Raw genomic sequence first — 21,965 nt, 5'->3', positions numbered from 1 at the left:
CGGGGCGTCGTACGCGTCGGTCGTGGGCGGTGTGCCCGGTGGTGCGGGCGATACGGGCAGTACGGGCGGTGCGGGCGTTCCGTGCGGTACGGGCGGTGCGGTGGCGCGGTGGTGGCGGTGGTGCGCGGGTGGTGCCGGACATCGGCTCACGGGAGCGGCGGTCACGGGAGCAGCAGCACCTTTCCCGTACCCGGATCCCCGCCGCCCACCAGCGCCACGGCCTCGCCGAACCGCTCCAGCGGGAACGCGTGGGTGATCAGCGGCCCCGGGTTCAGCACCCCCGAGGTGAAGGCCCGTACGGCGAAGGCCCAGGCGGCGGACGGCGCGCCGAAGACTCCGTGCACGGCGAGTTGACCGAGCGTCAGCACCGCCGGGTCGATCCCGGTGGCGCCGGGGGCGAACATACCGGTCAGCACCACCCGGCCGCCACGCCGGGCCAGTTGACACGCCGCGGCGGCGCTCGTCGGCGCCCCGGCGGTCTCCACGACCAGGTCGTAGCGCCCGTGCGCTTCCTTGGCCTCCTCCGGGTTGCCGGCGTCCGTCGCCCCGAACTGCCGTGCCGCGGCGCCGCGTTCGGCGCGCGGGTCGATGACCGTCAGCTCGGCGGGGGAGGTCGCGGCCAGCAACTGGACCGCGAGCAGCCCCAGCGTGCCCGCCCCGACCACGGCGATCCGCTCGCCCGGCTCGGGGCGGCCGGCCCGTACCGCCGCGGAGACCACCGCGGCCGGCTCCAGCAGGGCGGCCGCCCGCAGGTCGGCGTCGTCGTCCAGCAGGTGCAACAACCGTGCGGGGACCACGACATGGTCGGCGAAGGCGCCCGGAACGGTGAAGCCCGTCTCCTCGTACCCGCCCGTGCACAGCGAGGTCTCGCCGGTGCGGCAGCGCGCACAGGTCCCGCAGGCGCGGAACCCCTCGGCGACGGTCCTGCGCCCGACCAGCTCCGGCGCCACGCCGGGGCCGGCCGCCTCGACGGTCCCCGACCACTCGTGGCCCGGTGTCACCGGGTAGCGCACATAGGCCGGGTCGCGGTGGCCGTCGTACACCTCCCGGTCGCTCATGCAGATACCGGCCGCGGCGACCCGTACCCGTACCTCACCGGGGCCCGGCGCGGGCACCTCGCCGGTCACCAGGCGGTGCGTGCCGGGCCGTTCGACGACGACCGATCTGCCGGTCACCGCCGCACCGGGCCGGTCGCTCATCGCTTCTCCTTCGGGTCGCGCTTCTCCCAGCCCTCGGCCCACAGGTCGAACCGCGCCTGCTGCTGCGGGAATTCCGCCGCTGCCTCCACGTCGAACTCGACACCGAGCCCCGGCGCGTGCGAGATCTCGAAGCAGCCCGTCTCCGGGTCGACCTGCGGGGCGCCCTTGACCACCTTCTTGATCTCCGCGTCGGCGAAGTCGTTGAAGTGCTCAAGGATCTTGAAGTTCGGTGTACAGGCGGCCACTTGGAGGCTCGCGGCGGTCAGCACCGAGCCACCGACATTGTGCGGTGCGATCAGCGTGTAGTGCGTCTCGGCGGTCGCCGCCAGCTTCCGCGTCTCCAGGATGCCGCCGATGTGGCCGACGTCCGGCTGGATGATGTCGGCGGCCTGCGACTCGAAGAGCTCCCGGAACTCGATCCGGTCGTGGATGCGTTCACCGGTCGCGATCGGCAGGTCGACCTTGTCGGCGACCTTGCTCAGCGCCTTCAGGTTCTCCGGCGGCACCGGCTCCTCCAGCCAGGCCGGGGCGAACGGCGCCAGCTCGCGCGCCAGCCGTACGGCGGTCGACGGGCTGAACCGGCCGTGCATCTCCAGCATCAGCTCGGACTCGGGCCCGATCGCGTCCCGTACCGCCTCGATCAGCGCCACGGCCTCGTTGCTCGCCGCCCGGTCCAGCTCGAAGTGGCCGGTGCCGAACGGGTCGATCTTCAGGGCCCGGTAGCCGCGCGCCATCACGGTCTGGGCCGCCTTGTGGTAGGCGTCGGGGGTGCGCTCGGTGGTGTACCAGCCGTTCGCGTACGCCTTGACGCGGTCGGTGACCTTCCCGCCGAGGAGCTGCCACACCGGCACGCCCAGCGCCTTGCCCTTGATGTCCCAGCAGGCCATCTCGACGACCGCGATGCCCGACATGACGATCTCGCCGGCGCGTCCGTAGTCGCCGTACTTCATCCGGCGTACGAGGTCCTCTACCGCGAAGGGATCCGATCCACGAAGATGGTTGGCCTCGGCTTCGCGCAGATAACCGACGAGCGCGTCCGTCCTGCCGAGCATCCTCGTCTCACCGACGCCGGTGAGGCCTTCGTCGGTATGGACGAGGACGTAGGTGAGGTTACGCCAGGGCGTACCGACGACGTGTGTGCTGATTCCCGTGATGCGCAAGACTGGTCCCCAGGGTGTGTTCGGTATTTCGTCACACGTTCGAAATCGTGGCGTGACGGTATTCAGACGCTCCGAGGGGTGTCAATGGGTAGCGCGGCGGTTAGCCTGTGTTCGTCATTCCGGCCGATGGCCGAAGTACCGAACGAGACGGGTGGGTGGTCGGCCATGGGACGGCTCGTCCCCGCGGTGACGCGGGCCCTGGACATTCTCGAACTGTTCCTGGAGGGCGACGGGACGCTCTCCGCGCCCGATGTCATCCGCAAACTGCAACTGCCGCGCACCACCGTGCACGAGCTGATCACCACGCTCGCCGCGCGCTCGTACCTGGCGCCGGTGCCCGGACAGCCCGGCCGCTACCGGCTCGGCGTGCGCTCCTACCAGCTCGGCAGCCGGTACGCCGAGCAGCTCGACCTCGCGGCCGAGGGGCGGCAGGTCGCCCGCGAGGTCGCCGAGACCTGCGACGAGACCGTCCATGTCGCGATCCTGGAGGGGACCGACGTCATCTACATCGCGAAGGTGGACTCCACGCACGCGGTCCGGATGGTGTCCGCCGCCGGGCGCAGACTGCCCGCCCACTGCACCTCGGTCGGCAAGATGCTGCTCGCCTCGCTCTCCGAGAGCGAGCTGGCGGCCCGTATCGACGGCCACGAGTTCATCGCGATGACGCCCGACAGCATCACCGACCCCGAGGTGCTGCACGCGGAGCTGGCGGGGATCAGGGAGCACGGCGTCGCCGTCGAGCACCGCGAGTCGAACCCCGACGTGAGCTGTGTGGCCGCGCCGGTACGGGACCGGGCGGGCCGGGTCGTCGCCGCGCTGTCCATTTCCGTACCGATGATCCGCTGGAGCGACGAGCGCGAGACGGAGCTGTCCCAGCTCGCGGTCAAGGGCGCGAGCGCGCTCTCCATACGCCTCGGACACCGCCCCCGGCCCTGAGGGCGGGGCCCGGGGGCAGGGGTGCCAGGGGTGTCCGGGGTGCGAAGGGGGGGCAGGGGTGTCGTGGGTGTGCCCTGGGTGAGGGCAGCACGGGGGAAATCCCCTATTGTCACAACAATCTGACGTCGAAGGTGCCTGTCATCCTTACGGCGGATATTCTCGCCCCGTGAACACCCCTGATCCCACGGCCCTCAAACTCTCGGTGAACCGGTCGAGTCCGGTGCCGCTCTACTACCAGCTCGCCCAGCAGCTGGAGAGCGCCATCGAGCACGGCCAGCTCGCCCCCGGGAGCCTGCTCGGCAACGAGATCGAACTGGCCGGACGGCTCGGGCTGTCGCGCCCCACCGTCCGGCACGCCATCCAGTCGCTGGTCGACAAGGGGCTGCTGGTCCGCCGCCGGGGCATCGGGACCCAGGTCGTGCACAGCCAGGTCAAGCGCCCGCTGGAGCTGAGCAGCCTCTACGACGACCTGCGGGAGGCCGGACAGAGCCCCACCACCCGCGTCCTGCGCAACACGACGGAGCCCGCCTCCGCCGAGGTGGCCGCCGCGCTCGGCGTCGCCGAGGGCAGCGAGGTCGTCGCCCTGGAGCGGCTGCGGCTGAGCCACGCGGAACCGATGGCGTACATGCGCAACTTCCTGCCGCCGGGCCTGCTGCGCCTGGACACCGAGGAGTTGGAGGAGACCGGCCTCTACCGGCTGATGCGGGCCGTCGGGATCACCCTGCACAGCGCCCGCCAGACGGTCGGCGCGCGCAATGCCACCGCACGGGAGGGCGAGAGCCTGGACGAGGCCGAGGGCGCCGCGCTGCTGACGATGGAGCGCACGACGTACGACGACACCGGCCGCGCCGTCGAGTTCGGCACCCACATCTACCGGGCCTCGCGGTACGCCTTCGAGTTCCGGCTCCTCGTCCAGTCCTGACCGCCTTGGTCCCGGCACCGGCGGTGACGGCGACAACGACGGCGACGGCGGCCGGGCGGTGAGCCGGTGCGTCAGCCGGCCGGCAGCTCCGCCACGGCCGCGCGCAGGGTGTCGGCGGCGACCCGGAGCCCTTCGAACTGGCCCAGTTCCAGATCCTCGTGCTCGATGTTGACCGCCATGTCCGGGTCGATCCGGCGCAGCGCGGCGAGGAACTCCGTCCAGTACGCGGTGTCGTGGCCCCGCCCGACCGCGACGAACTGCCACGGGGCGTCCACGGGGAACTCGTTGAGCAGATAACGCCCCCCGAGTCCGATCAGGCCGAGCGCCCCCGGCTCCTCCCGTGTCGGGGTGCGGAACCGGTCGTCGAGGACGCCGTGCAGCTTGACGTGGTCCTCGTTGATCCGTACGTCCTTGGCCGCCGCGTGGAAGACACGGTCCCCGAGGTACTCGATGGCGACCAGCGGCTCCATGCCCTGCCAGAAGAGATGGCTCGGGTCCATCTCCGCGCCGATCTGGGTGGATCCCACCCGCTCGATCAGCCGCATCAGGGTGACGGGGTTGTAGACCAGGTTGTGGGGGTGCATCTCGATGGCCACCCGTACGTCCGCGCGCCGGGCCGGCTCCTCGATCTGCTTCCAGAACGGCACGGCCACCTCGTTCCACTGGTAGTCGAGGACCTCGGTGGCCCCGCTGTGCCACGGCTCCACCGTCCAGGCGGGGGTGAGCCCGCCCGGGTGTGCCTGCGGCTGGCCGGACATGGTGATCACGTGACGTACGCCCAGCAGTCCGGCCAGCTCGATCGCGGTGCGCAGGTCGCGGGCGTGCTTGCCGCCGACCTCCGGGTCCGGGTGCAGGGGGTTGCCGTTGACGTTCAGCGCGGTGAGCTCCACGCCCGCCGCGTCGAGGCGGGCCAGGAACTCCGTACGGGCCCGCGAACTGGCGAGCAGGGCGTCGACGGGGAGGTGCGGGGCGGGCAGGAAGCCGCCGGCGTTCAGCTCGACGGCGGTCAGCCCCAGCTCGCGGACCACTTCGAGGGCCTCGTCCAGCGTCTTGTCGTGCAGGCAGGCGGTGTAGGCGCCGAGCTTCATGGGCGTTCTCCGTATCGGTGGAGGGGTGCGGAGCACGGGAGTTGGGAGAGCCGAAGTGGGGGAGTGGCGGCTGCACTGGATCGATCCAGTAGCGACTATGTGGCGGTGCCTCGGCCCCTGTCAAGAAGCCGTCGCACACGGAGTGTGTCCGGGGGCAGGTGCCGGGTCAGCCGGCCGAACGGGGGTGCGCGGTGCTCGCCCGCACCACGAGATGCGGACCGATCACCACGTCCCGGGGCTTGCTCCGTCCGCCGTCCAGCCGCTCCACGGCGGCCTGGACGGCGAGTTCGGCCATCCGCTCGGCGTCCTGGGAGAGGGTGGTGAGGCTGATGTGGGCCAGGCGGGCCAGTGAGCTGTCGTCGCAGCCGACGACGGAGACATCGGCCGGCACCCGTACGCCCGCCCGCAGGAAGACGTCGAGAAGACCGGCGGCGCAGCGGTCGTTGTAGGCGATCACGGCGGTGGGCAGGGTGTCCCCGGCCAGCAGCGCCCGGGCCGCGTCGGCGCCCGCGGTCTCGTCGTGGTCGCCGGGGACCACCCGGATCTCGTCGGCCAGCCCGCGCCGCCGCATGGCCTGGCGGTACCCCCTGCGGCGCTCGTCGGCCATCGACGCCCGGCCGCCGTCCACGTGGACGACGGCGCGGTGACCGAGACCGACGAGATGGTCGACGGACTGCCGCGCGCCGTCCGCCTCCGCGATGTGGACGGAGTCCACGGTCTCCGCGGTGGCCCCGCGGCCGACCGTGACCACCGGGATCCGCCGGCCCAGCTCCGACAGCGCCTCCGGGGTGGACTCGGGGCCGAGCAGGATGAGCGCCTCGCTCCGGTAGGCGATCAGCCGCTCCACGGCCTTGTGTTCGTCGCGGGTGGGGGCCAGGGCGCTGAGCGAGACCTCGTAACCGGCCTCCTCCGCCGACGCGTAGATCCCGTCCACCAGATCGGCGTGGAAGGCGTTACGGGTGTCGAGGACGACGCCGAGCAGCCGGCTGCGGCTGCTGCGGAGCAGACGCGCGGTGGGGTCGAGGCGGTAGCCGATCTCGTCCGCCGCCCGCAGCACCTTGTCCCGGGTCTCGGGGCTGGCCCCCGGCTCGTCACGGAAGACCAGGGACACCAGCGAGCGCGACACTCCAGCCCGCGCGGCCACGTCCCGCATCGTGGCGCGCCTGTCCCGGCCGCCCCCGGTCCGCTCCACACGGCCTCCCGACTCCTGCTGCCACCTGTCACCCTGCTCTTGACACCGATGGTGACACAGCGGCACCGTGCGGATCTGGATCGATCCATGAGTCCGGGTGTCGGGGAATCCGGCGCGGACGGCGGGCGGCGGCTCTCCCGGGTATCCGCGACGTTATCGTGCTGTGACGTCCAGATGAAGTGTTGTCCTGACAAACCATTGACACCGGGCCCCGGCTGGAGTTTGCTCCAGTCCTGCAACGGCGACGTCGCGTCCCTCCGTTGCGGTCCGGTGGGCTCAGGCCCCCTCTCCGCCCACTCACTCCGTGAGGTGCAGGACGATGAACCGCACGATCCACTCCCCCCGCTCCCGCAGAACCCTCGCCGCCGCGGCCGTCGGCATGGCGGCGGTCCTCCTGGCCGCGGGCTGCTCCAGCGAGTCCGGTGGCAAGAAGGCCCAGGAGAACCAGGACTCCGCGACGACCGGCAAGGCGACCACCCCGCGCATGAAGATCGCGATGGTCACCCACGCGCCGCCCGGGGACACCTTCTGGGACATCATCCGCAAGGGCGCCCAGGCCGCGGCGGACAAGGACAACGTCGACCTCGTCTACTCCAGCGACGAGCGCGCCGCCGACCAGGCCAACCTGGTCCAGAACGCCATCGACCAGAAGGTCGACGGCATCGCGGTCACCGCGGCCAAACCCGAGGCCATGAAGGCCGTGCTCGCCAAGGCGGAGCAGGCCGGCATCCCCGTCGTCGGCTTCAACGCCGGTCTCGACGACTGGAAGGAGCTCGGGCTCCAGTCCTACTTCGGCCAGGACGAGGGCGTGGCGGGCGAGGCGTTCGGCGACCGGCTCAACGAGGTGGGCGCCAAGCACAGCATCTGTGTCATCCAGGACCAGGGGCATGTCGCCCTGGAGGCGCGCTGCGCGGGCGTGAAGAAGACGTTCCAGGGCAAGACCGAGATCCTCTACGTCAACGGCAAGGACATGCCGTCGGTGAAGTCGACCATCGAGGCCAAGCTTCAGCAGGACTCGTCGATCGACTACATCGTCACCCTCGGCGCCCCGTTCGCGCTCACCGCGATCCAGTCCGCGAAGGACGCCGGCAGCAAGGCGGCGGTGGCCACGTTCGACCTCAACAAGGAACTGGCCGGCGCGGTCAAGGACGGCGACGTGAAGTTCGCGGTGGACCAGCAGCCGTACCTCCAGGGCTATCTGGCGGTCGACAACCTCTGGCTGTACAAGAACAACGGCAACTTCAGCGGTGGCGGCGCGGAACCGGTCCTGACCGGCCCGGCGTTCGTGGACGAGACGAACGTCGACAGGATCGCGCGGTTCGCCGAGAAGGGAACCCGGTGATGAGCGTGGGGTCCGCCGTGAGTCCGGCGGCCGGTCCCGCCCCGGCGGCGCCGGAGCCGCCGGGATCCGCCGGGGCCGGTGGCCGGGACGGCCGCACCGCGCGGCGCTCGCCGGTGCACCGGCTGCTCGCCCGGCCGGAGATCGGCGCGCTGATCGGCGCCGTGGCCGTCTACGTCTTCTTCTTCTCCGTCGCCCCCACCTTCCGGCAGTTCGACTCGCTCAACACCATGCTCTACCAGGCGTCGACCATCGGGATCATGGCGCTGGCCGTGGCGCTGCTGATGATCGGCGGTGAGTTCGACCTGTCGGCCGGTGTCGCCGTGGTCACCTCCGCGCTCACCGCCTCCATGGTCGCCTTCCAGCTCTCCATGAACGTCTGGGTGGGCGTGGTCTTCGCGCTGGTGGTCTCCCTCGCCGTCGGGGCCTTCAACGGATTCCTGCTCGTCAGGACCGGTCTGCCCAGCTTCCTGGTCACCCTCGGCACCTTCCTGATGCTCCAGGGCGCCAACCTCGCGGTCACCAAACTGATCACTGGCAATGTCGCCACCGACTCCATCCGTGACATGGACGGTTTCGACCAGGCCCGCAAGATCTTCTCCTCGGAGCTCGCGGTCGGCGGGACCAGCGTCCGGATCACCGTGGTGTGGTGGGTGGTCTTCGGCGTCCTGGCCACCTGGGTGCTGCTGCGCACCAAGTACGGCAACTGGATCTTCGCGGTCGGCGGCAACCAGGACAGCGCCCGCGCCGTCGGCGTCCCCGTGACCTTCACCAAGATCGCCCTGTTCATGATCGTCGGCTTCGCGGCCTGGTTCGTCGGCATGCACCAGCTCTTCGCCTTCAACACCGTCCAGTCGGGCGAGGGCATCGGCAACGAACTGCTCTACATCGCCGCCGCGGTGATCGGCGGCTGCGTACTGACCGGCGGGTACGGGTCGGCCTTCGGCCCGATGGTCGGCGCATTCATGTTCGGCATGGTCACCCAGGGCATCGTCTACGCCAACTGGAACCCCGACTGGTTCACGTTCTTCCTCGGCGCGATGCTGCTCGTCGCCGTCCTCCTCAATCTGTGGGTACGCAAGCAGGCGACCCGGAGGTGAACCCCATGGCAACCACCACGACCGCCCAGGGCGGGAGCACCGGCCGCGGCGGCGGAGCGCCGGTCGTCGAACTGCGCGGAGTCGGCAAGCAGTACGGCAACATCCGCGCCCTGCACGGCGTCGACCTGGCCGTCGGTCCGGGCCGGGTGAGCTGCGTGCTGGGCGACAACGGCGCCGGCAAGTCCACCCTGATCAAGATCATATCCGGGCTGCACCAGCACACCGAGGGCGAGTTCCTCATCGACGGCGAGCCGGTCCGGCTGACCACGCCGCGCGAGGCGCTGGGCCACGGCATCGCCACCGTCTACCAGGACCTCGCCACCGTACCGATGATGCCGGTGTGGCGGAACTTCTTCCTCGGCTCCGAGCTGACCCGGGGCCGCTGGCCGGCCAGGATGCTCGACATCCCGCGTATGAAGAGCGTCACCGACCAGGAACTGCGCAACATGGGCATCGTGCTCGACGATCTCGACCAGCCCGTCGGCTCGCTCTCCGGCGGTCAGCGGCAGTCCGTGGCCATCGCCCGCGCGGTGTACTTCGGCGCCCGGGTGCTGATCCTGGACGAGCCGACCGCCGCGCTCGGCGTCAAACAGTCCGGGGTGGTGCTCAAGTACATCGCCGCCGCCCGGGAACGCGGTCTGGGCGTCATCTTCATCACCCACAACCCGCACCACGCCTACATGGTCGGCGACCACTTCACGGTGCTGCGCCTCGGCACCCTCGAACTCAGCTCCGCGCGCAGCGAGGTCAGCCTCGAAGCCCTCACCAACCACATGGCCGGTGGCGCCGAACTCGCCGCGCTCAAGCATGAGTTGGCGCAGGTCACCGGGGTGGACGTGGCGAAGCTCCCCGAAGCGGCCGCGGCCGGGACCGGGACCGAGGCCGGGACCGAGGCCGGGACCGAGGCCGGAACCGGCACCGGGTGACCCGTGGCACGAGAGCCCCTAGGCTGGGTGTCCGCCCGTCCTCGTCCCCGTACCCGTAACCCGTCCTGGAGCACCGATCCCATGGCCCGACGCCCCGCACCCAGCCGCCGTCCCGGCCGGACCGGCCGAACCGTCCGGACCGGCCGGTCCGCGGGGGCGGGGCGGCCCGTCACCGGCGGGTCGCCCTGCCCCTGCGGAGGGAGCGCTCCGTACGGCTCGTGCTGCGGGCGGTTCCACACCGGGTCCGAGGCGGTGGGCGCCGGTGCCACCCCGCCCACCGCCGAGCTGCTGATGCGCTCCCGCTACAGCGCCTTCGTCGTGCTCGACGCCGCGTACCTGCTCAGGACCTGGGATCCGGCGACCCGGCCGGCCCGCCTGGACCTCGACCCCGAAACGCTCTGGCAGGGCCTGGAGATCCTGGCGACCACCGAAGGCAGCGCCTTCCACACCACCGGTACGGTCACCTTCCGCGCCCGCTTCACCGACGGCGGCCGCCCCGGCGAGCTGCACGAGCGCAGCCGCTTCGCCCGGCACGCCGGGGCCTGGGTCTACGTGGACGGCACGTTCCTGGACTGACGGCAGCTCCTGGGCTCACCGCCCCGTCAGCACCTCCGACAGGTCGTACCGCACCGGCTCCTCCAGCTGCGCGTACGTACAGCTCGCGGGGGTACGGTCCGGCCGCCAGCGGCGGAACTGCGTGGTGTGCCGGAAGCGGTCGCCCTCCATGTGGTCGTACGCCACCTCACAGACCCGCTCGGGCCGCAGCGGCAGCCAGGACAGGTCCTTCTTCCCGGACCAGCGGCTCGGGCCGCCCGGCAGCCGGGCGCTCTCGTGCGCGGCCTCCTCCGTCCAGGCCGCCCACGGATGGCCCTCGGCGCTCGCCATGCGCAGCGGCGCCAGCTCCGCCGCCAGCTCGGCGCGGCGCCGCATGGGGAACGCGGCGCAGACCCCGACGTGCTGGAGGACGCCCGCCGTGTCGTACAGGCCGAGGAGGAGCGAACCGACCACCGGCCCGCTCCTGTGCTCCCGGTAGCCGGCCACCACGGCGTCGGCGGTCCGCTCGTGCTTGATCTTGTACATGGACCGGACGTCCGGGCGGTACGGCAGATCGAGCGGCTTGGCCACCACCCCGTCGAGACCGGCCCCCTCGTACCGCTCGAACCACTCCCGTGCCACCTCGACGTCGGTGGTGGCGGGCGCGACATGGACGGGGGGACGGGCGGGGGAGAGCGCCGCCTCCAGCGCCTCCCTGCGGCGTGCCTGGTCCACGCCGAGCAGCGAGGCGTCGCCGAGCGCGAGCACGTCGAAGGCGACGAAGCTGGCCGGGGTGCGCTCGGCGAGCAGGTCCACCCGGGACTTCGCCGGATGGATCCGTTCCGTCAGCAGTTCGAAGTCGAGCCGGTCGCCGTGCACGATCACGATCTCGCCGTCGACGACACAGCGCTCGGGCAGCTCGGCGAGGAGCGCCGTGACCAGCTCGGGGAAGTAGCGGGTGAGCGACTTCCCGGTCCTGCTGCCGATCACCAGCTCGGCGCCGTCCCGGTGCACGATCGCCCGGAAGCCGTCCCATTTGGCCTCGTACAGCATGCCGGGCGGGATACGGGCCACGGACTTGGCGAGCATCGGTCTCACGGGCGGCATCACCGGCAGGTCCATGGACCGATTGTCGGACAGAACCTCCCGTGCCGCCCGGCGTGTGTCCGCCCGTACCGCCCGGTGTGCGCCCGCGCGGCGGCCGGTGCGCGGCCCCGTCCAGTGATGCGCTCCGCGCGGGCCCCGCCTACCGTGGTCCCCATGGGCGCAGGCGCGGGTGCGGCGGTGGAGCTGGAGGCGGGCGACAGGACGGTACGGCTGTCCAGCCCCGGCAAGGTCTACTTCCCCGAGCGCGGCTACACCAAGCTGGACGTCGCGCGCTACTTCCTGGCCGTGGCGCCGGGCATCACCCGCGCGCTCCACGACCGTCCGACCACCCTGCAGCGCTTCCCCGAGGGCGTCGACGGCGAGTCCTTCTTCCAGAAGCGCGCCCCGAAGAACCTCCCCGACTGGATCCCCACCGCCCGGATCGAGTTCCCCAGCGGGCGCTCGGCCGACGAGATCTGCCCGACGGAGCCGGCCGCCGTCCTCTGGGCGGCCAATCTGGGCTGCCTCACCTTCCACCCCTGGCCGGTACGGCGGGACGCCACCGACCACCCCGACGAGCTGCGCATCGACCTCGATCCGCAGCCCGGCACCGATTTCGCCGACGCGGTCAGGGCCGCCCACGAACTCCACGCGTTCCTCTCGGAACAGGGGCTGCGCGGCTGGCCCAAGACCTCCGGCGGCCGGGGGCTGCACGTCTTCGTGCCGATCGAGCCACGCTGGACGTTCACCGAGGTACGGCGGTGTGCCATCGCCGTCGGCCACGAGCTGGAGCGGCGGATGCCGGGCCGGGTGACCACCGCGTGGTGGAAGGAGGAGCGCGGCGAGCGGATCTTCGTCGACTACAACCAGACCGCGCGCGACCGCACCATCGCCTCCGCCTACTCCGTACGCCCCCGCCCGCACGCCCCGGTCTCCGCGCCGCTGCGCTGGGAGGAGCTGGACGACGTGGCGCCGGACGACTTCGACCTGGCGACGATGCCGGTGCGCTACGCCGAGGTGGGTGACGTGCACGCCGAGATGGCGGACCGGCCGCACCGGCTCGACGGGCTGCTCGAACTGGCCGACCGGTACGAACGCGACCACGGGCTGGGGGACATGCCGTACCCGCCGGACTACCCGAAGATGCCGGGGGAGCCGAAGCGGGTGCAGCCGAGCCGCGCGAAGCGCGAGAGTTCGTGAACGCGGCGGAAGCCCGTAACAGCAGTGTGTCCCCTCTCCGCCGAGAGGGGACACACCGTCAGCGGACCGCGGTCGCGGTCACAGCTCCTTGATGCGGATGTCGCGGTACGAGATGACGTCCGTCGTGCCGTGGACCTGGAGCCCGACATAACCGGTGGCGTACCGCCGGCCGTCCGTGCCCGGGTCACCGGCGCGTTCGGGGTAGAACGTCTGCCCGCCCACGTTGTCGAACTCGTTGATCAGCACCCCGTTGCGCAGGATCGTGTAGTGCTGACCCTCCACCCGGATCTCGTAGTCGTTCCAGGTGCCCTTCGGGGTGACGCCCGCGCCGCCCAGACCCACGCGGTCGAAGCCGTAGATCGAGCCGGTCTTGTACATGTCGCCGTCCGGGCGGTCCAGGATCTGGATCTCGTGCCCGTAGTTGATGGCGACCCACTCGGGGCGGGACTCCTCCGGGTGGTTGCGGACGTTCGGGAACCGTACGAACACACCGCCGTTGGCGTTGCCGTTGCCCGGGGCGTCGTCACGGAACTGGAGCTTCAGCGAGAAGTCGCCGTAGGTGCGCTGCGGGAACCACAGCATGCCCATGCCCTCGACGGTGGTGCTGCTGGTGATGGCACCGTCGCCGCTCAGCGCGAACTTGCCGCCGCCGACCTGCTCCCACTTGGCCAGGGACTCGGCCGTGCCGTCGAAGAGCGGACGGTAGCCCTCGGTCTGCCCGGGGGTGCCGATCTTCGACTGCTTGGCGGCCTTGGTGATCTTCCTGAACTCCCGGTCGTCGATGACGTTGTCGGTCAGGAGCTTGTCGAGCACGCTGTCGACATGCTTGAGGAAGAGGGCCGCCGAGGTCCACTCCTTCTCGTCCTCGATCAGCTCGTTGATCGTGCACCGGTTACGGGTCAGCCGGTTCGGCACGCCCGAGTCGACCGTGCCCACGATGACCGTCAGCCGCTCGTCGAACTCCGGGCAGTTGGGGGCCGGTACGCCGCCGCCCTGCGCGACGGTGAACGAGACCTGCTTGGCCTGCGCGGTGTTGCCCGCCTTGTCGGTCGCCCGGTAGGAGAGCGCGTGGTAGCCGACCCGGTCGACGATGACCGGGGTGGTGTACGCCAGGTAGGGGCCGCTGTCGAGGGAGTACTCGATCCGGTCCACACCCGACTCGGAGTCGGTCGCCGTGAGGGTCACCTTCGCGCTGGTGATGTAGGCGCCGTTGGAGTTCTTGTCGCCGGTCACCACCGCTCCGGTCACCGGCGCGGTGGTGTCCTTGACCGGCGGCTCCACCACCGTGAACGACACCGACTTGACCGCCGCCGCGTTGCCCGCCTTGTCGGTGGCGCGGTAGCGGACCGTGTGCGTACCGACCTCGTGGACCATCACCGGGGCGGTGTACGGCTGCCAGGCGCCGTCGGCACCGAGCGCGTACTCGATGGTGTTGACGCCCGAACCGGTGTCGGAGGCGGTGACGGTGACCGTGGCCATCGACAGGTAGTCGCCCGCCTCGTCCTGGTCACCGCTCACGGTCGCCGAGGTCTCCGGGGCCGTGGTGTCGTCGGTCGGCGGGGCGACCACGGTGAACGCGACGGACTTCGCCTCGGACGCGTTGCCCGCCTTGTCCGTGGCGCGGTACCTGATGGTGTGCTCGCCGACCTGGTCGACCACGACCGGGGCGGTGTACGGCTGCCACGGGCCGTCCGCGCCGACCGCGTACTCGGTGGTCGCCACCCCGGATCCGTCGTCGGTCGCCGTCACGGCGACCGTCGCCGAACCGACGTACGCGCCGTCGGCGTTCTGCTGGCCCTCGACCTTGGCCGAGGTGGTGGGAGCGGTGGTGTCGTCACCGCCGCCCGCCTCGGTCACGGTGAGAATGCCGGTCATCGTGCCGTGCCCGGGGATGACGCAGTGGAAGCGGTACTTGCCCGGGGTCAGGTTGACCTCGGTGGTGTACTTGCCGCCGTTGGCGTCACTCGGGTTGGCCAGGATGTTCAGCGGTACGTCGTTGTTGTACTCGGGATCCGACACGTCGAAGGTGAGGGTGTGCGGCATGCCGGTGGTGTTGCCGGTGGCCGCGCTGTTCTCGAAGACGATCGTGGTCGGCCCGGCCACCGCGGTGGTCGGGAAGCTCAGGTACTTGTCGATGGCGTTGCCCGCGGTCCAGGTGAGCACCTGGGCCGCCGCCGTGCTCGCGCCCGGGCGCCGGTCGTCGCCGGCGCCGCTCGACGGCTGCCCGACGGCCGCCGTCGAGGTCAGCCCCAGCACCATCAGCAACGCGCCCAGGAGGGCTGTCCACAGGCGCCGCGACCGGTGGGCCGCCCGGCGCCCCGGCCGGTGTCTCAACTCGCGTCTCACTGCGCCGCCTTCCTGGCCAGGTCACCGGCGGCCGGGGTCGGCTCGCCGCCCTTGTACGTCACGCGCCACAGCGCGGACTGGGAGTCGGAGGTGAAGAAGCCGCGCCCGTAGTCGAGGACGTAGAGCGAGCCGTCCGGGGCGAACTTCCAGTCCATCAGGTTGCGGATGCCGCCCTGACCGACCGGGATGATCTTCTTCAGGGTCTCGGCGTGCACCGGGAGCCCGCCCTTGCCCACGGTCTTCGGATCGGTCACCACCGCGTGGCGCGGGCTGTCCGTCGCGTCGTAGAAGTCGCCGACGAACCACTTGCCGTCCCAGTACTCCGGCCACTTCGCCGCGCTCGTGCTCTGCGCGTCGTACCGGTAGACCGGGCCGTTCATGGTCGCCTGGCCACCGCCCTTGAGCCACGGCAGCAGGTAGGTGCTCTCCTCGGCCTTGTAGCTGGGGATGCCGTTGGCGTCGCGCGGGAAGTCGGGGCCGCCGCCCTGGGGCGAGTACCAGATGGTGTTGCCGGTGACGGGCGGCAGATTCACCAGGCCGTCGTTGTTGGGGGACTCGTTCTTCGGGGCGGCGCAGTTGTACCACCCCAGCGGCTTGGACGGGTCGGGCAGGTTACGGTCCCGGTAGGGCTGGTTGTTGCCCATGCAGAACGGCCAGCCGTGGTTGCCCGCCTTGGTGATCGCGGAGAACGTGTCGTACTTGGCCGGACCCCACGTGGTGCTCGGCGCACCGGCGTCCGGGCCGACCCAGCCGGCGTACAGGGTGTCGGTCTTCCGGTCGATCGAGATCCGGGAGGGGTTGCGTACACCCATCACATAGATCTCGCCGCGGGTCTTGCCGCCGCCCTCGGCCTGCTCCTTGCCGGTGAAGAGGTTTCCCTCGGGCAGGGTGTAGGTGCCGTCCGGCTCTGGGTGGATCCGCAGGATCTTCCCGTTGAGGTTGTTGGTGTTGCCCGCGGTGCGGCGCGCGTCGGCGAAGGAGACGCCCTTGTACGCGGGCTGCGGGTTGTTGCCGGAGTAACCGTCGGTGAAACCGGAGGAGTTGTTGTCACCGGTCGCGATGTAGAGGTTGCCCTTGGAGTCCCAGGCCATCCCGCCGCCGGAATGGCAGCAGCTGTTGACCTGCACCGGCCACTTCAGCAGGACCTTCTCGGAGGCGAGGTCCAGCTTGTTCGTGGTGCTGTCCAGGGTGAAGCGGGAGACGCGCCGCTCGGCCATCCGGGTGTCCCGGTTGAGCTGCGAGTGCGGTGTGTAGTGCAGATACACCCAGCCGTTGGTCGCGAAGGCGGGGTCCAGCTCGATCCCGAGCAGCCCCTCCTCGACCTTGATCAGCTCGCCGCCGCCGCCCTTGTTGCCGAAGACGGTGAGGGCGCCCGCGAGGGTCACCTTCTTCGTCTTCGGGTCGTAGACGTGGACCTGTCCGAGGCCCTTGCCGATCTCCGGGTTGTTCCAGTCGGTGACCACGGGGGCCGCGTTGTCGCCGCCGCCGCGGCCGATGTACAGCACGCGCCCGTCGGGCGTGGTGACCATGCCGTGCGGCTCGCCGATCTGGTCCTGCTGACCGGGCTGGTTCGGCTGGGTGACGCGCTCCGCCGTGTAGTTGGAGTCGATCGTCGCCTTGCAGTCGGCGCGGGAGATCCGCGTCGTCCAGTTGAGGGCGCCGCGCAGGTGGTCGCGGAAGTCCGTCTCGGCGTACGACTCGGCCGTACCGCCCATGCCGGTGTAGAAGGACCGCCCGCCGGCGTAGTCACGGCACCAGGAGATCGGATGGTCGGCGCCGTTGGCCCCGGTGGCCGGCTTGAAGCTGGCCTCCCTGACCCGGGCCACCGTGTGCACCTTGCCGCTCGGGTTCGCCGACCAGTTGAACCACTTGTCGGGCCGCTTCCACTCCAGCGGAAGGTTCTTGGTGGCCGGATTGATCCGGTCGCCGACCTCGACGGTGGCCCGCTGCACGCTGCTCGGGGCGCCCGTCGGCCGGGCCCCGATGAGCCCCGTGAACCAGTCGGAGTACGGCTCGGTACGGGCCGCGTCGTGGATCCCGAGGAAGCCGCCGCCCGCGTTCATGTACGACTCGAGGCCCGCCTCCTGCTCGGGGTCGAGCACATCGCCGCCGCCCGTGAGGAAGACGACCGCGTTGAACCTGCCGAGCTTGGTGGCGTTGGTGAAGACCGAGGCGTCGTCCGTGGCCACGGTCGTGAACCGCTCGCCCGCGGGCCCCGACAGGCCGATCGACTCGACGGCCTCGATACCGGCGTTGACGACCGGCGACTCCTCGGTGGCCGAGGCGTGGAAGACGAGCACCCTCACGTTCTCGCCGCCGGGCGGCGACGGAAGGGACAACGTTGTCGGCGCCGGTTCGGGATACGGCCTCGCGGTCGCGGCGTTGGAGCCGAGCAGCGACGCCGCCAGGGCACCGGCCGCCAGGGCCGCGGCAACGCCGCGTCTCGCCCTTCTCGACCTCTTCGGACTCGTGGTTCTCGTCGTTCCCGGGAATCTCGACCGGTGATGCGGTGCAGGCTGCATGTGTTCACCCACCCCTCTCTGGACACAGTCTTGGACACGGTCTTGTGGGCACAGCAACAGCGCCTGAAACTAGACCTCTTTCGTCGGTACGCCAATAGGTACGACCGCAATCCCACCAACTTTGTCCTGAGTGTGGATAAACGGCGGTCGCTGGTCTACCGTGTGGCCGTCCCCGGGGTCTCATGTGCCCCGCAAACGTCCTTACGGCACTGGGGAGTTCACGATGGCCATGGACCGAAGGAGCTTCAACCGGCGGCTGTTGGCGGGAGGTGCGGTCGCCGCGACCGGGGCGACCTCGCTGTCGGTCGCCGCCGCCTCGGCCCCGGCCGCCTCGGCGGCCGACACCCCGCCCAGAACCGCTCCGGCGGGCGGCCAGGTGCGCCGGATCAGCCTGTACGCCGAGAACCTGCCGAACGGCCAGATGGGGTACGGCTTCGAGAAGGGCAAGGCCACCATCCCGGGGCCGCTCATCGAGCTGAACGAGGGCGACACCCTCCACATCGACTTCGAGAACAACTGCGATGTCGACGTCAGTCTCCACCCGCACGGCGTGGACTACGACATCGCCAACGACGGCACCCGGATGAGCCGGAGCCATGTCGAGCCCGGCGGCACCCGTACGTACACCTGGCGCACCCACGCCCCCGGCAGGCGCAAGGACGGCACCTGGCAGCAGGGCAGCGCGGGCTACTGGCACTACCACGACCATGTCGTGGGCACGGACCACGGCACGGGCGGCATCCGCAAGGGGCTGTACGGTCCCGTCGTGGTCCGCAGGAAGGGCGACATCCTGCCGGACAAGCAGTTCACGATCGTCTTCAACGACATGTCGATCAACAACAAGCCCGGCGCGGAGAGCCCCAACTTCGAGGCGACGGTGGGCGATCGCGTCGAGATCATCATGATCACGCACGGCGAGTTCTACCACACGTTCCATATGCACGGGCACCGCTGGGCGGACAACAGAACGGGCCTGCTCACCGGCCCCGACGACCCCAGCCGGGTGATCGACAACAAGATCACGGGCCCGGCGGACTCCTTCGGCTTCCAGGTCATCGCGGGCGAACGCGGTGGCGCGGGCGCCTGGATGTACCACTGCCATGTCCAGAGCCACTCCGACATGGGCATGGCCGGCCTCCTGCTGGTCGCCAAGGCGGACGGCACGATCCCGGGGTACGAACCGCATCATCCGGCCGCGTCGGCCGATCCGAAGAGCGGCGCGAAGGCCGGCGCGAAGGCCGATGCCGAGTCCGATCCGAAGGCCGACGCGAAGAGCGACGCGAAGGCCGACCACTCGGGCCACTGACGGCGGTTCCGGGGCGCGCCGCCCTCAGGCGTCCAGGACTCGCGCGGCGTAGGCCGCCAGGCGCTCCCTCATCTCCTCGCCGGTCATGTCCTCCTGACCGGCGAGGTGTTCGACGAGATCCGCGCGCGTGGCGGCCAGCAGGGCGTGCGCGGTGAAGCCGCTGTCGGCGACGGCGGGCAGTCGGCGCAGCGTCTGTTCGAGGGTGCCGTGCCACCACGCGTAGTGGCCCGCGTCGTACGGGCTGCCGCTGCCCGCCTCCTCCAGGGCCAGCGCCAGATGGCGGTTGTCCAGCTTGAACCGCAGTACGGCGTCGAGCAGCGCCAGTACCCGGTCGCGCGGCGGGGTGTCGGGGCCGAGCGGTCCCGGCCCGGCCTCGACGGCCTGCCGCAGCGGTGCGATCCGCGCCTCGGCCAGCACCCGGATCAGCCCGGTGCGGTCGCCGAAGCGGCGGAAGAGCGTGCCCTTGCCGACGCCGGCCGCCGCCGCGATCTCGTCCATGGACACGCTGCGCGGGCTCTCGCTGCGCGCGAACAGGGTGTCGGCCGCGGCCAGGACCGCCTCCCGGTTGCGCGCCGCGTCCGTGCGCTCCTTGCGCGGCGCCCCGGCCTCCGGACTCCGTGTGTCTTCACTGCCCACCCGCCGCGCTCCCATTCTCTCCGTTCCCGTTCCCGCTCCCGCCCGGCGTCCCGGCAGCCCGGCATTTCCGCAGCCCGGCGCTCCGCTTGCCAAGCGGACCGACGGTCCATATCTTTAATCGGACTTACGGTCCGTATTGTAGAAGATGGAGCCTGCGATGAGCCATTCCCCGTACGGGGCCGACCGCACCGTCCTGGTCACCGGAGCCACGGGCACCACCGGCAGCCGTGTCGTGTCCCGGCTCACCGCGCTCGGCCACCGGGTCAGCGCCGCGAGCCGCCGCCCCGCCCGCCCCGCCCGGCCCGGTGGCGCCGAGCCCGTCCGCTTCGACTGGTACGACACGGCGACCCACGCCGACGCCCTGCGCGACGCGGACCGGGTCTATCTGGTCCCTCCCGTCGGCGAACCGGACCCGGCCCGCGTCATGCTGCCCTTCCTCCGGCAGGCGCGCGCCGCCGGTGTCCGGCGCGCCGTCCTGCTCAGCTCCTCGGCCGTACCCGCCGGGGGCCCGGCGGTCGGCCAGGTGCACCGCGAGCTCGCCGGCCTCTTCGGCGAGTGGGCGGTGCTGCGGCCGTCGTGGTTCATGCAGAACTTCACGGGGCAGCCCAGGCACGTCACGAGCATCCGCGAGCAGGGCCTCATCTTCTCCGCGACCGGCCGGGGCCGGGTCGGCTTCGTCGACGCCGACGACATCGCGGCGGTCGCCGTCCACTCCCTCACCGACGACCCCGCGCCCAGCGGCGAGCTGGTCATCACCGGCCCCGAGGCGCTGGGTTACGACGATGTCGCGGCCGTCATCACCGAGGTCACCGGCCGGCCCGTGGCCCACCGGTCGCTCGGCTTCGAGCAGTTGCGCGACCGCCTGGCCGCCGACCTGCCCGAGGAGTTCGCCGCGCTGCTGGCCGGACTCGATCTCTCCATCGCCGAGGGGGCGGAGGACCGCACCACCGACACCGTCGAGCGCGTCACCGGGCGCCCGCCCCGTGCCTTCCGCGCGTTCGCCGAACAGGCGATGCGCTGACGGTCGGTGGTGAGGCCCGGCCCGGATCCGGGCGAGCGGTCGGCGCGCCACGCCGCGCCGGCCGCTGTACTTCTCGGTCACCGAATGCCACCCTACGGTGACGGCGGGCCGAGGGCCCGGCGTCACGGTGCGCGCGGCACCGGTCACCGTCGGAGGTGCCGGGGCGCGGTGAACAGGACCCGTCCGACGGGGCGTTGACGGTTCGTCAATCATTCGTTTATCGCGGGCGGGCAACCTGTGCGACATGCCGATCAATATCACCACCAGTACCACCACGACCGACGAACTCTCCTGGCAGGAGAGCGCGTTGTGCGCCCAGACCGGGCCCGAGTTCTTCTTCCCCGCCCCCGGCTCCTCCACCCGTGAGGCCAAGCGGCTCTGCGGCGCCTGCGAGGGGCGGATAGCCTGCCTGCAGTACGCGCTCAACCACGACGAGCGGTTCGGGGTCTGGGGCGGGCTCTCCGAGAAGGAGCGGCAGAACCTCCGGCGCCGCAGCGGCTGAACGCGCGCCGGGCCGCACCCGGCCGCTCACACCGCGTCGATGCGGAACGTCTCCCCGTACACCTGCCAGCGCAGCGGCAGCCGCAGATCCATGTTGCCGTCCCGCAGGAAGAGGCGCTGCGCGGTGTCGATCCGTGAGGAGTCGCGCTGTGCCGTGACGGACTTCGTCTTGATCACGGACCGGCTCGCGTCCAGGAAGGTGGAGAGGTACGCCTTCTCGTCGCCTCCCTCGGCCGCCGTCCTCGCCTTCTTCAGGGCCGCCTCCCGGATGCCGTAGAAGCCCTCCGCGTCGAGGCCCGGGCCGTGCAGGACCATCGCGTCGTAGTAGACGAACTGGCCGAGGGTGCCGAGCCCGTCCATCTTGGCCAGCCGGACGGCCGGGTCGAAGTACAGCGTGTCGCGGGTCCTGTCCTGCGCGGTACGGAAGTCCGCCGACTCCGCGGCCTGGGCCCAGGCGTCCCGGAAACCCGGGTCGAGACCCTCGTGCGAGTCGCTGCCGTCCACGGCGCGCAGCGCCGGGAGGTAGGAGGCGAGCGGATTGTCCGGATGGGACTTCGTGTACGACTCCACGAGGTGCAGCATGTCGTTGGTCCCGGAGCAGAAGCCGATGATCCCGGCCGTGTAGCCGTTGCCGTCCCCGACGTCCTCGATGGCGCCGTACTGGCCGCGCCAGTCGAGCGTGGAGTTCTCCGCGCTGGCGACGAGCCGCGCGGCGATCTCCTTCTTCGCGGGAGCGGCGAGGCCCGGCGGCAGCTTCTCGATCCGCTTCTCCGCCTTCTCCAGCTCGTCCGCGTCGGCCGAGAGGAGCGGAGCGGGGGCGGTGCTCCGCTCGGGATACTCCGGCGGATGGTCGGCGAGCACCGCCGAACCGCCGTCGCCGCCGCCGAAGACCACGACGGCGGCGACCAGGAGAGGGGCGCCTATGAGGAAGAGGCGCGTAACAGGCTTCAT

General features: G+C 71.1%; 20 protein-coding genes. 11 read left to right on the top strand and 9 right to left on the bottom strand.

Annotation, left to right across the window (positions count from 1 at the left end; genetic code table 11):
- Positions 1-161: 161 nt before the first annotated feature.
- Together ACFXKG_RS03960 and ACFXKG_RS03955 are read right to left on the bottom strand one after the other, a co-directional pair.
- The gene (locus tag ACFXKG_RS03960; protein WP_384831927.1) at positions 162-1,199 is read right to left on the bottom strand and encodes a zinc-binding dehydrogenase; all 1,038 of its coding nucleotides are present in this window, start codon (positions 1,197-1,199) and stop codon (positions 162-164) included.
- Positions 1,196-2,359, bottom strand: a complete 1,164-nt coding sequence (locus tag ACFXKG_RS03955; protein ID WP_384831924.1) for a mandelate racemase/muconate lactonizing enzyme family protein — start codon at positions 2,357-2,359, stop codon at positions 1,196-1,198. Before ACFXKG_RS03955 ends, ACFXKG_RS03960 begins: the two co-directional genes overlap by 4 nt.
- A 165-nt stretch (positions 2,360-2,524) precedes the next feature.
- Between ACFXKG_RS03955 and ACFXKG_RS03950 the strand changes: the two genes are divergently transcribed.
- On the top strand, positions 2,525-3,295 hold the full coding sequence (locus ACFXKG_RS03950; protein ID WP_384832775.1) for an IclR family transcriptional regulator: 771 nt from the start codon (positions 2,525-2,527) through the stop codon (positions 3,293-3,295).
- A gap of 166 nt (positions 3,296-3,461) precedes the next feature.
- Positions 3,462-4,217 (top strand): GntR family transcriptional regulator, encoded by a 756-nt coding sequence (locus ACFXKG_RS03945; RefSeq protein WP_384831921.1) that lies wholly within the window; start codon positions 3,462-3,464, stop codon positions 4,215-4,217.
- A gap of 71 nt (positions 4,218-4,288) precedes the next feature.
- On the opposite strand, the gene ACFXKG_RS03940 is transcribed toward ACFXKG_RS03945, so the two are convergent.
- Both ACFXKG_RS03940 and ACFXKG_RS03935 read right to left on the bottom strand, forming a co-directional pair.
- The gene (locus ACFXKG_RS03940; protein ID WP_384831918.1) at positions 4,289-5,305 is read right to left on the bottom strand and encodes a sugar phosphate isomerase/epimerase family protein; all 1,017 of its coding nucleotides are present in this window, start codon (positions 5,303-5,305) and stop codon (positions 4,289-4,291) included.
- A gap of 166 nt (positions 5,306-5,471) precedes the next feature.
- A complete protein-coding gene (locus ACFXKG_RS03935) occupies positions 5,472-6,497 on the bottom strand; it encodes a LacI family DNA-binding transcriptional regulator (protein ID WP_384831915.1) in 1,026 nt (341 codons plus the stop codon).
- A gap of 319 nt (positions 6,498-6,816) precedes the next feature.
- On the opposite strand from ACFXKG_RS03935, the gene ACFXKG_RS03930 reads away from it, so the two are divergent.
- The 4 genes from ACFXKG_RS03930 (at position 6,817) to ACFXKG_RS03915 (ending at position 10,438) form a co-directional block, all read left to right on the top strand.
- Entirely contained in the window at positions 6,817-7,839 is a 1,023-nt protein-coding gene (locus ACFXKG_RS03930; RefSeq protein WP_384831912.1) for a sugar ABC transporter substrate-binding protein, read from the top strand.
- On the top strand, positions 7,839-8,936 hold the full coding sequence (locus ACFXKG_RS03925) for an ABC transporter permease (protein ID WP_384831909.1): 1,098 nt from the start codon (positions 7,839-7,841) through the stop codon (positions 8,934-8,936). Before ACFXKG_RS03930 ends, ACFXKG_RS03925 begins: the two co-directional genes overlap by 1 nt.
- 5 nt (positions 8,937-8,941) lie before the next feature.
- Positions 8,942-9,862: an ATP-binding cassette domain-containing protein gene (locus ACFXKG_RS03920; protein ID WP_384831906.1), complete on the top strand. Its 921-nt coding sequence runs from the start codon at positions 8,942-8,944 to the stop codon at positions 9,860-9,862.
- A gap of 81 nt (positions 9,863-9,943) precedes the next feature.
- The gene (locus tag ACFXKG_RS03915; protein ID WP_384831903.1) at positions 9,944-10,438 is read left to right on the top strand and encodes a YchJ family protein; all 495 of its coding nucleotides are present in this window, start codon (positions 9,944-9,946) and stop codon (positions 10,436-10,438) included.
- A 15-nt stretch (positions 10,439-10,453) separates the two neighbouring features.
- Here the strand turns inward: ACFXKG_RS03915 and ACFXKG_RS03910 are convergent, their stop codons facing one another.
- Positions 10,454-11,518, bottom strand: coding sequence for an ATP-dependent DNA ligase (locus ACFXKG_RS03910; RefSeq protein WP_384831900.1), 1,065 nt, complete (start codon positions 11,516-11,518; stop codon positions 10,454-10,456).
- A gap of 138 nt (positions 11,519-11,656) precedes the next feature.
- Between ACFXKG_RS03910 and ligD the strand changes: the two genes are divergently transcribed.
- Entirely contained in the window at positions 11,657-12,682 is a 1,026-nt protein-coding gene (ligD, locus tag ACFXKG_RS03905; RefSeq protein ID WP_384831897.1) for a non-homologous end-joining DNA ligase, read from the top strand.
- A 78-nt stretch (positions 12,683-12,760) separates the two neighbouring features.
- Here ligD and ACFXKG_RS03900 read toward each other — a convergent pair whose 3' ends face one another.
- Both ACFXKG_RS03900 and ACFXKG_RS03895 read right to left on the bottom strand, forming a co-directional pair.
- Positions 12,761-14,941, bottom strand: coding sequence for an OmpL47-type beta-barrel domain-containing protein (locus ACFXKG_RS03900; protein WP_384832772.1), 2,181 nt, complete (start codon positions 14,939-14,941; stop codon positions 12,761-12,763).
- Between the two features lie 83 nt (positions 14,942-15,024).
- A complete protein-coding gene (locus ACFXKG_RS03895; protein ID WP_384831894.1) occupies positions 15,025-17,328 on the bottom strand; it encodes a ThuA domain-containing protein in 2,304 nt (767 codons plus the stop codon).
- Here ACFXKG_RS03895 and ACFXKG_RS03890 point away from each other — a divergent pair.
- Positions 17,282-17,533 (top strand): hypothetical protein, encoded by a 252-nt coding sequence (locus ACFXKG_RS03890; protein WP_384831891.1) that lies wholly within the window; start codon positions 17,282-17,284, stop codon positions 17,531-17,533. The genes ACFXKG_RS03895 and ACFXKG_RS03890 overlap by 47 nt on opposite strands.
- A 246-nt stretch (positions 17,534-17,779) precedes the next feature.
- Complete coding sequence (locus tag ACFXKG_RS03885) at positions 17,780-18,856, top strand: multicopper oxidase domain-containing protein (RefSeq protein ID WP_384832769.1); 1,077 nt, start codon at positions 17,780-17,782, stop codon at positions 18,854-18,856.
- A 24-nt stretch (positions 18,857-18,880) separates the two neighbouring features.
- Here the strand turns inward: ACFXKG_RS03885 and ACFXKG_RS03880 are convergent, their stop codons facing one another.
- Positions 18,881-19,492: a TetR/AcrR family transcriptional regulator gene (locus ACFXKG_RS03880; protein WP_384831888.1), complete on the bottom strand. Its 612-nt coding sequence runs from the start codon at positions 19,490-19,492 to the stop codon at positions 18,881-18,883.
- A gap of 157 nt (positions 19,493-19,649) precedes the next feature.
- Between ACFXKG_RS03880 and ACFXKG_RS03875 the strand changes: the two genes are divergently transcribed.
- Together ACFXKG_RS03875 and ACFXKG_RS03870 are read left to right on the top strand one after the other, a co-directional pair.
- A complete protein-coding gene (locus ACFXKG_RS03875; protein WP_384831885.1) occupies positions 19,650-20,513 on the top strand; it encodes an NAD(P)H-binding protein in 864 nt (287 codons plus the stop codon).
- Positions 20,514-20,757: 244 nt separating this feature from the next.
- A complete protein-coding gene (locus tag ACFXKG_RS03870; RefSeq protein ID WP_365811910.1) occupies positions 20,758-21,015 on the top strand; it encodes a WhiB family transcriptional regulator in 258 nt (85 codons plus the stop codon).
- Positions 21,016-21,041: 26 nt separating this feature from the next.
- On the opposite strand, the gene ACFXKG_RS03865 is transcribed toward ACFXKG_RS03870, so the two are convergent.
- Positions 21,042-21,965 carry a chitosanase gene (locus ACFXKG_RS03865; protein WP_384831882.1) on the bottom strand — a complete coding sequence of 308 codons (924 nt, stop codon included), beginning with the start codon at positions 21,963-21,965 and terminating at the stop codon, positions 21,042-21,044.

The organism is Streptomyces sp. NPDC059255 (assembly GCF_042752355.1).
In the GTDB taxonomy this organism is placed as follows: Bacteria; Actinomycetota; Actinomycetes; order Streptomycetales; family Streptomycetaceae; genus Streptomyces.
This window is presented reverse-complemented; position numbering and strand designations above follow the sequence as displayed.

What these genes read in the sequence shown, in the direction of transcription:
- ACFXKG_RS03900 (WP_384832772.1), bottom strand. Translation starts at nt 14,941, where the DNA reads ATGGTGCTGGGGCTGACCTCGACGGCGGCCGTCGGGCAGCCGTCGAGC.
- ACFXKG_RS03865 (WP_384831882.1), bottom strand. Translation starts at nt 21,965, where the DNA reads ATGAAGCCTGTTACGCGCCTCTTCCTCATAGGCGCCCCTCTCCTGGTC.
- ACFXKG_RS03920 (WP_384831906.1), top strand. Translation starts at nt 8,942, where the DNA reads ATGGCAACCACCACGACCGCCCAGGGCGGGAGCACCGGCCGCGGCGGC.
- ACFXKG_RS03875 (WP_384831885.1), top strand. Translation starts at nt 19,650, where the DNA reads ATGAGCCATTCCCCGTACGGGGCCGACCGCACCGTCCTGGTCACCGGA.
- ACFXKG_RS03930 (WP_384831912.1), top strand. Translation starts at nt 6,817, where the DNA reads ATGAACCGCACGATCCACTCCCCCCGCTCCCGCAGAACCCTCGCCGCC.
- ACFXKG_RS03950 (WP_384832775.1), top strand. Translation starts at nt 2,525, where the DNA reads ATGGGACGGCTCGTCCCCGCGGTGACGCGGGCCCTGGACATTCTCGAA.
- ACFXKG_RS03960 (WP_384831927.1), bottom strand. Translation starts at nt 1,199, where the DNA reads ATGAGCGACCGGCCCGGTGCGGCGGTGACCGGCAGATCGGTCGTCGTC.
- ACFXKG_RS03910 (WP_384831900.1), bottom strand. Translation starts at nt 11,518, where the DNA reads ATGGACCTGCCGGTGATGCCGCCCGTGAGACCGATGCTCGCCAAGTCC.
- ACFXKG_RS03940 (WP_384831918.1), bottom strand. Translation starts at nt 5,305, where the DNA reads ATGAAGCTCGGCGCCTACACCGCCTGCCTGCACGACAAGACGCTGGAC.
- ACFXKG_RS03915 (WP_384831903.1), top strand. Translation starts at nt 9,944, where the DNA reads ATGGCCCGACGCCCCGCACCCAGCCGCCGTCCCGGCCGGACCGGCCGA.
- ACFXKG_RS03925 (WP_384831909.1), top strand. Translation starts at nt 7,839, where the DNA reads ATGAGCGTGGGGTCCGCCGTGAGTCCGGCGGCCGGTCCCGCCCCGGCG.
- ACFXKG_RS03885 (WP_384832769.1), top strand. Translation starts at nt 17,780, where the DNA reads ATGGACCGAAGGAGCTTCAACCGGCGGCTGTTGGCGGGAGGTGCGGTC.
- ligD (WP_384831897.1), top strand. Translation starts at nt 11,657, where the DNA reads ATGGGCGCAGGCGCGGGTGCGGCGGTGGAGCTGGAGGCGGGCGACAGG.
- ACFXKG_RS03870 (WP_365811910.1), top strand. Translation starts at nt 20,758, where the DNA reads ATGCCGATCAATATCACCACCAGTACCACCACGACCGACGAACTCTCC.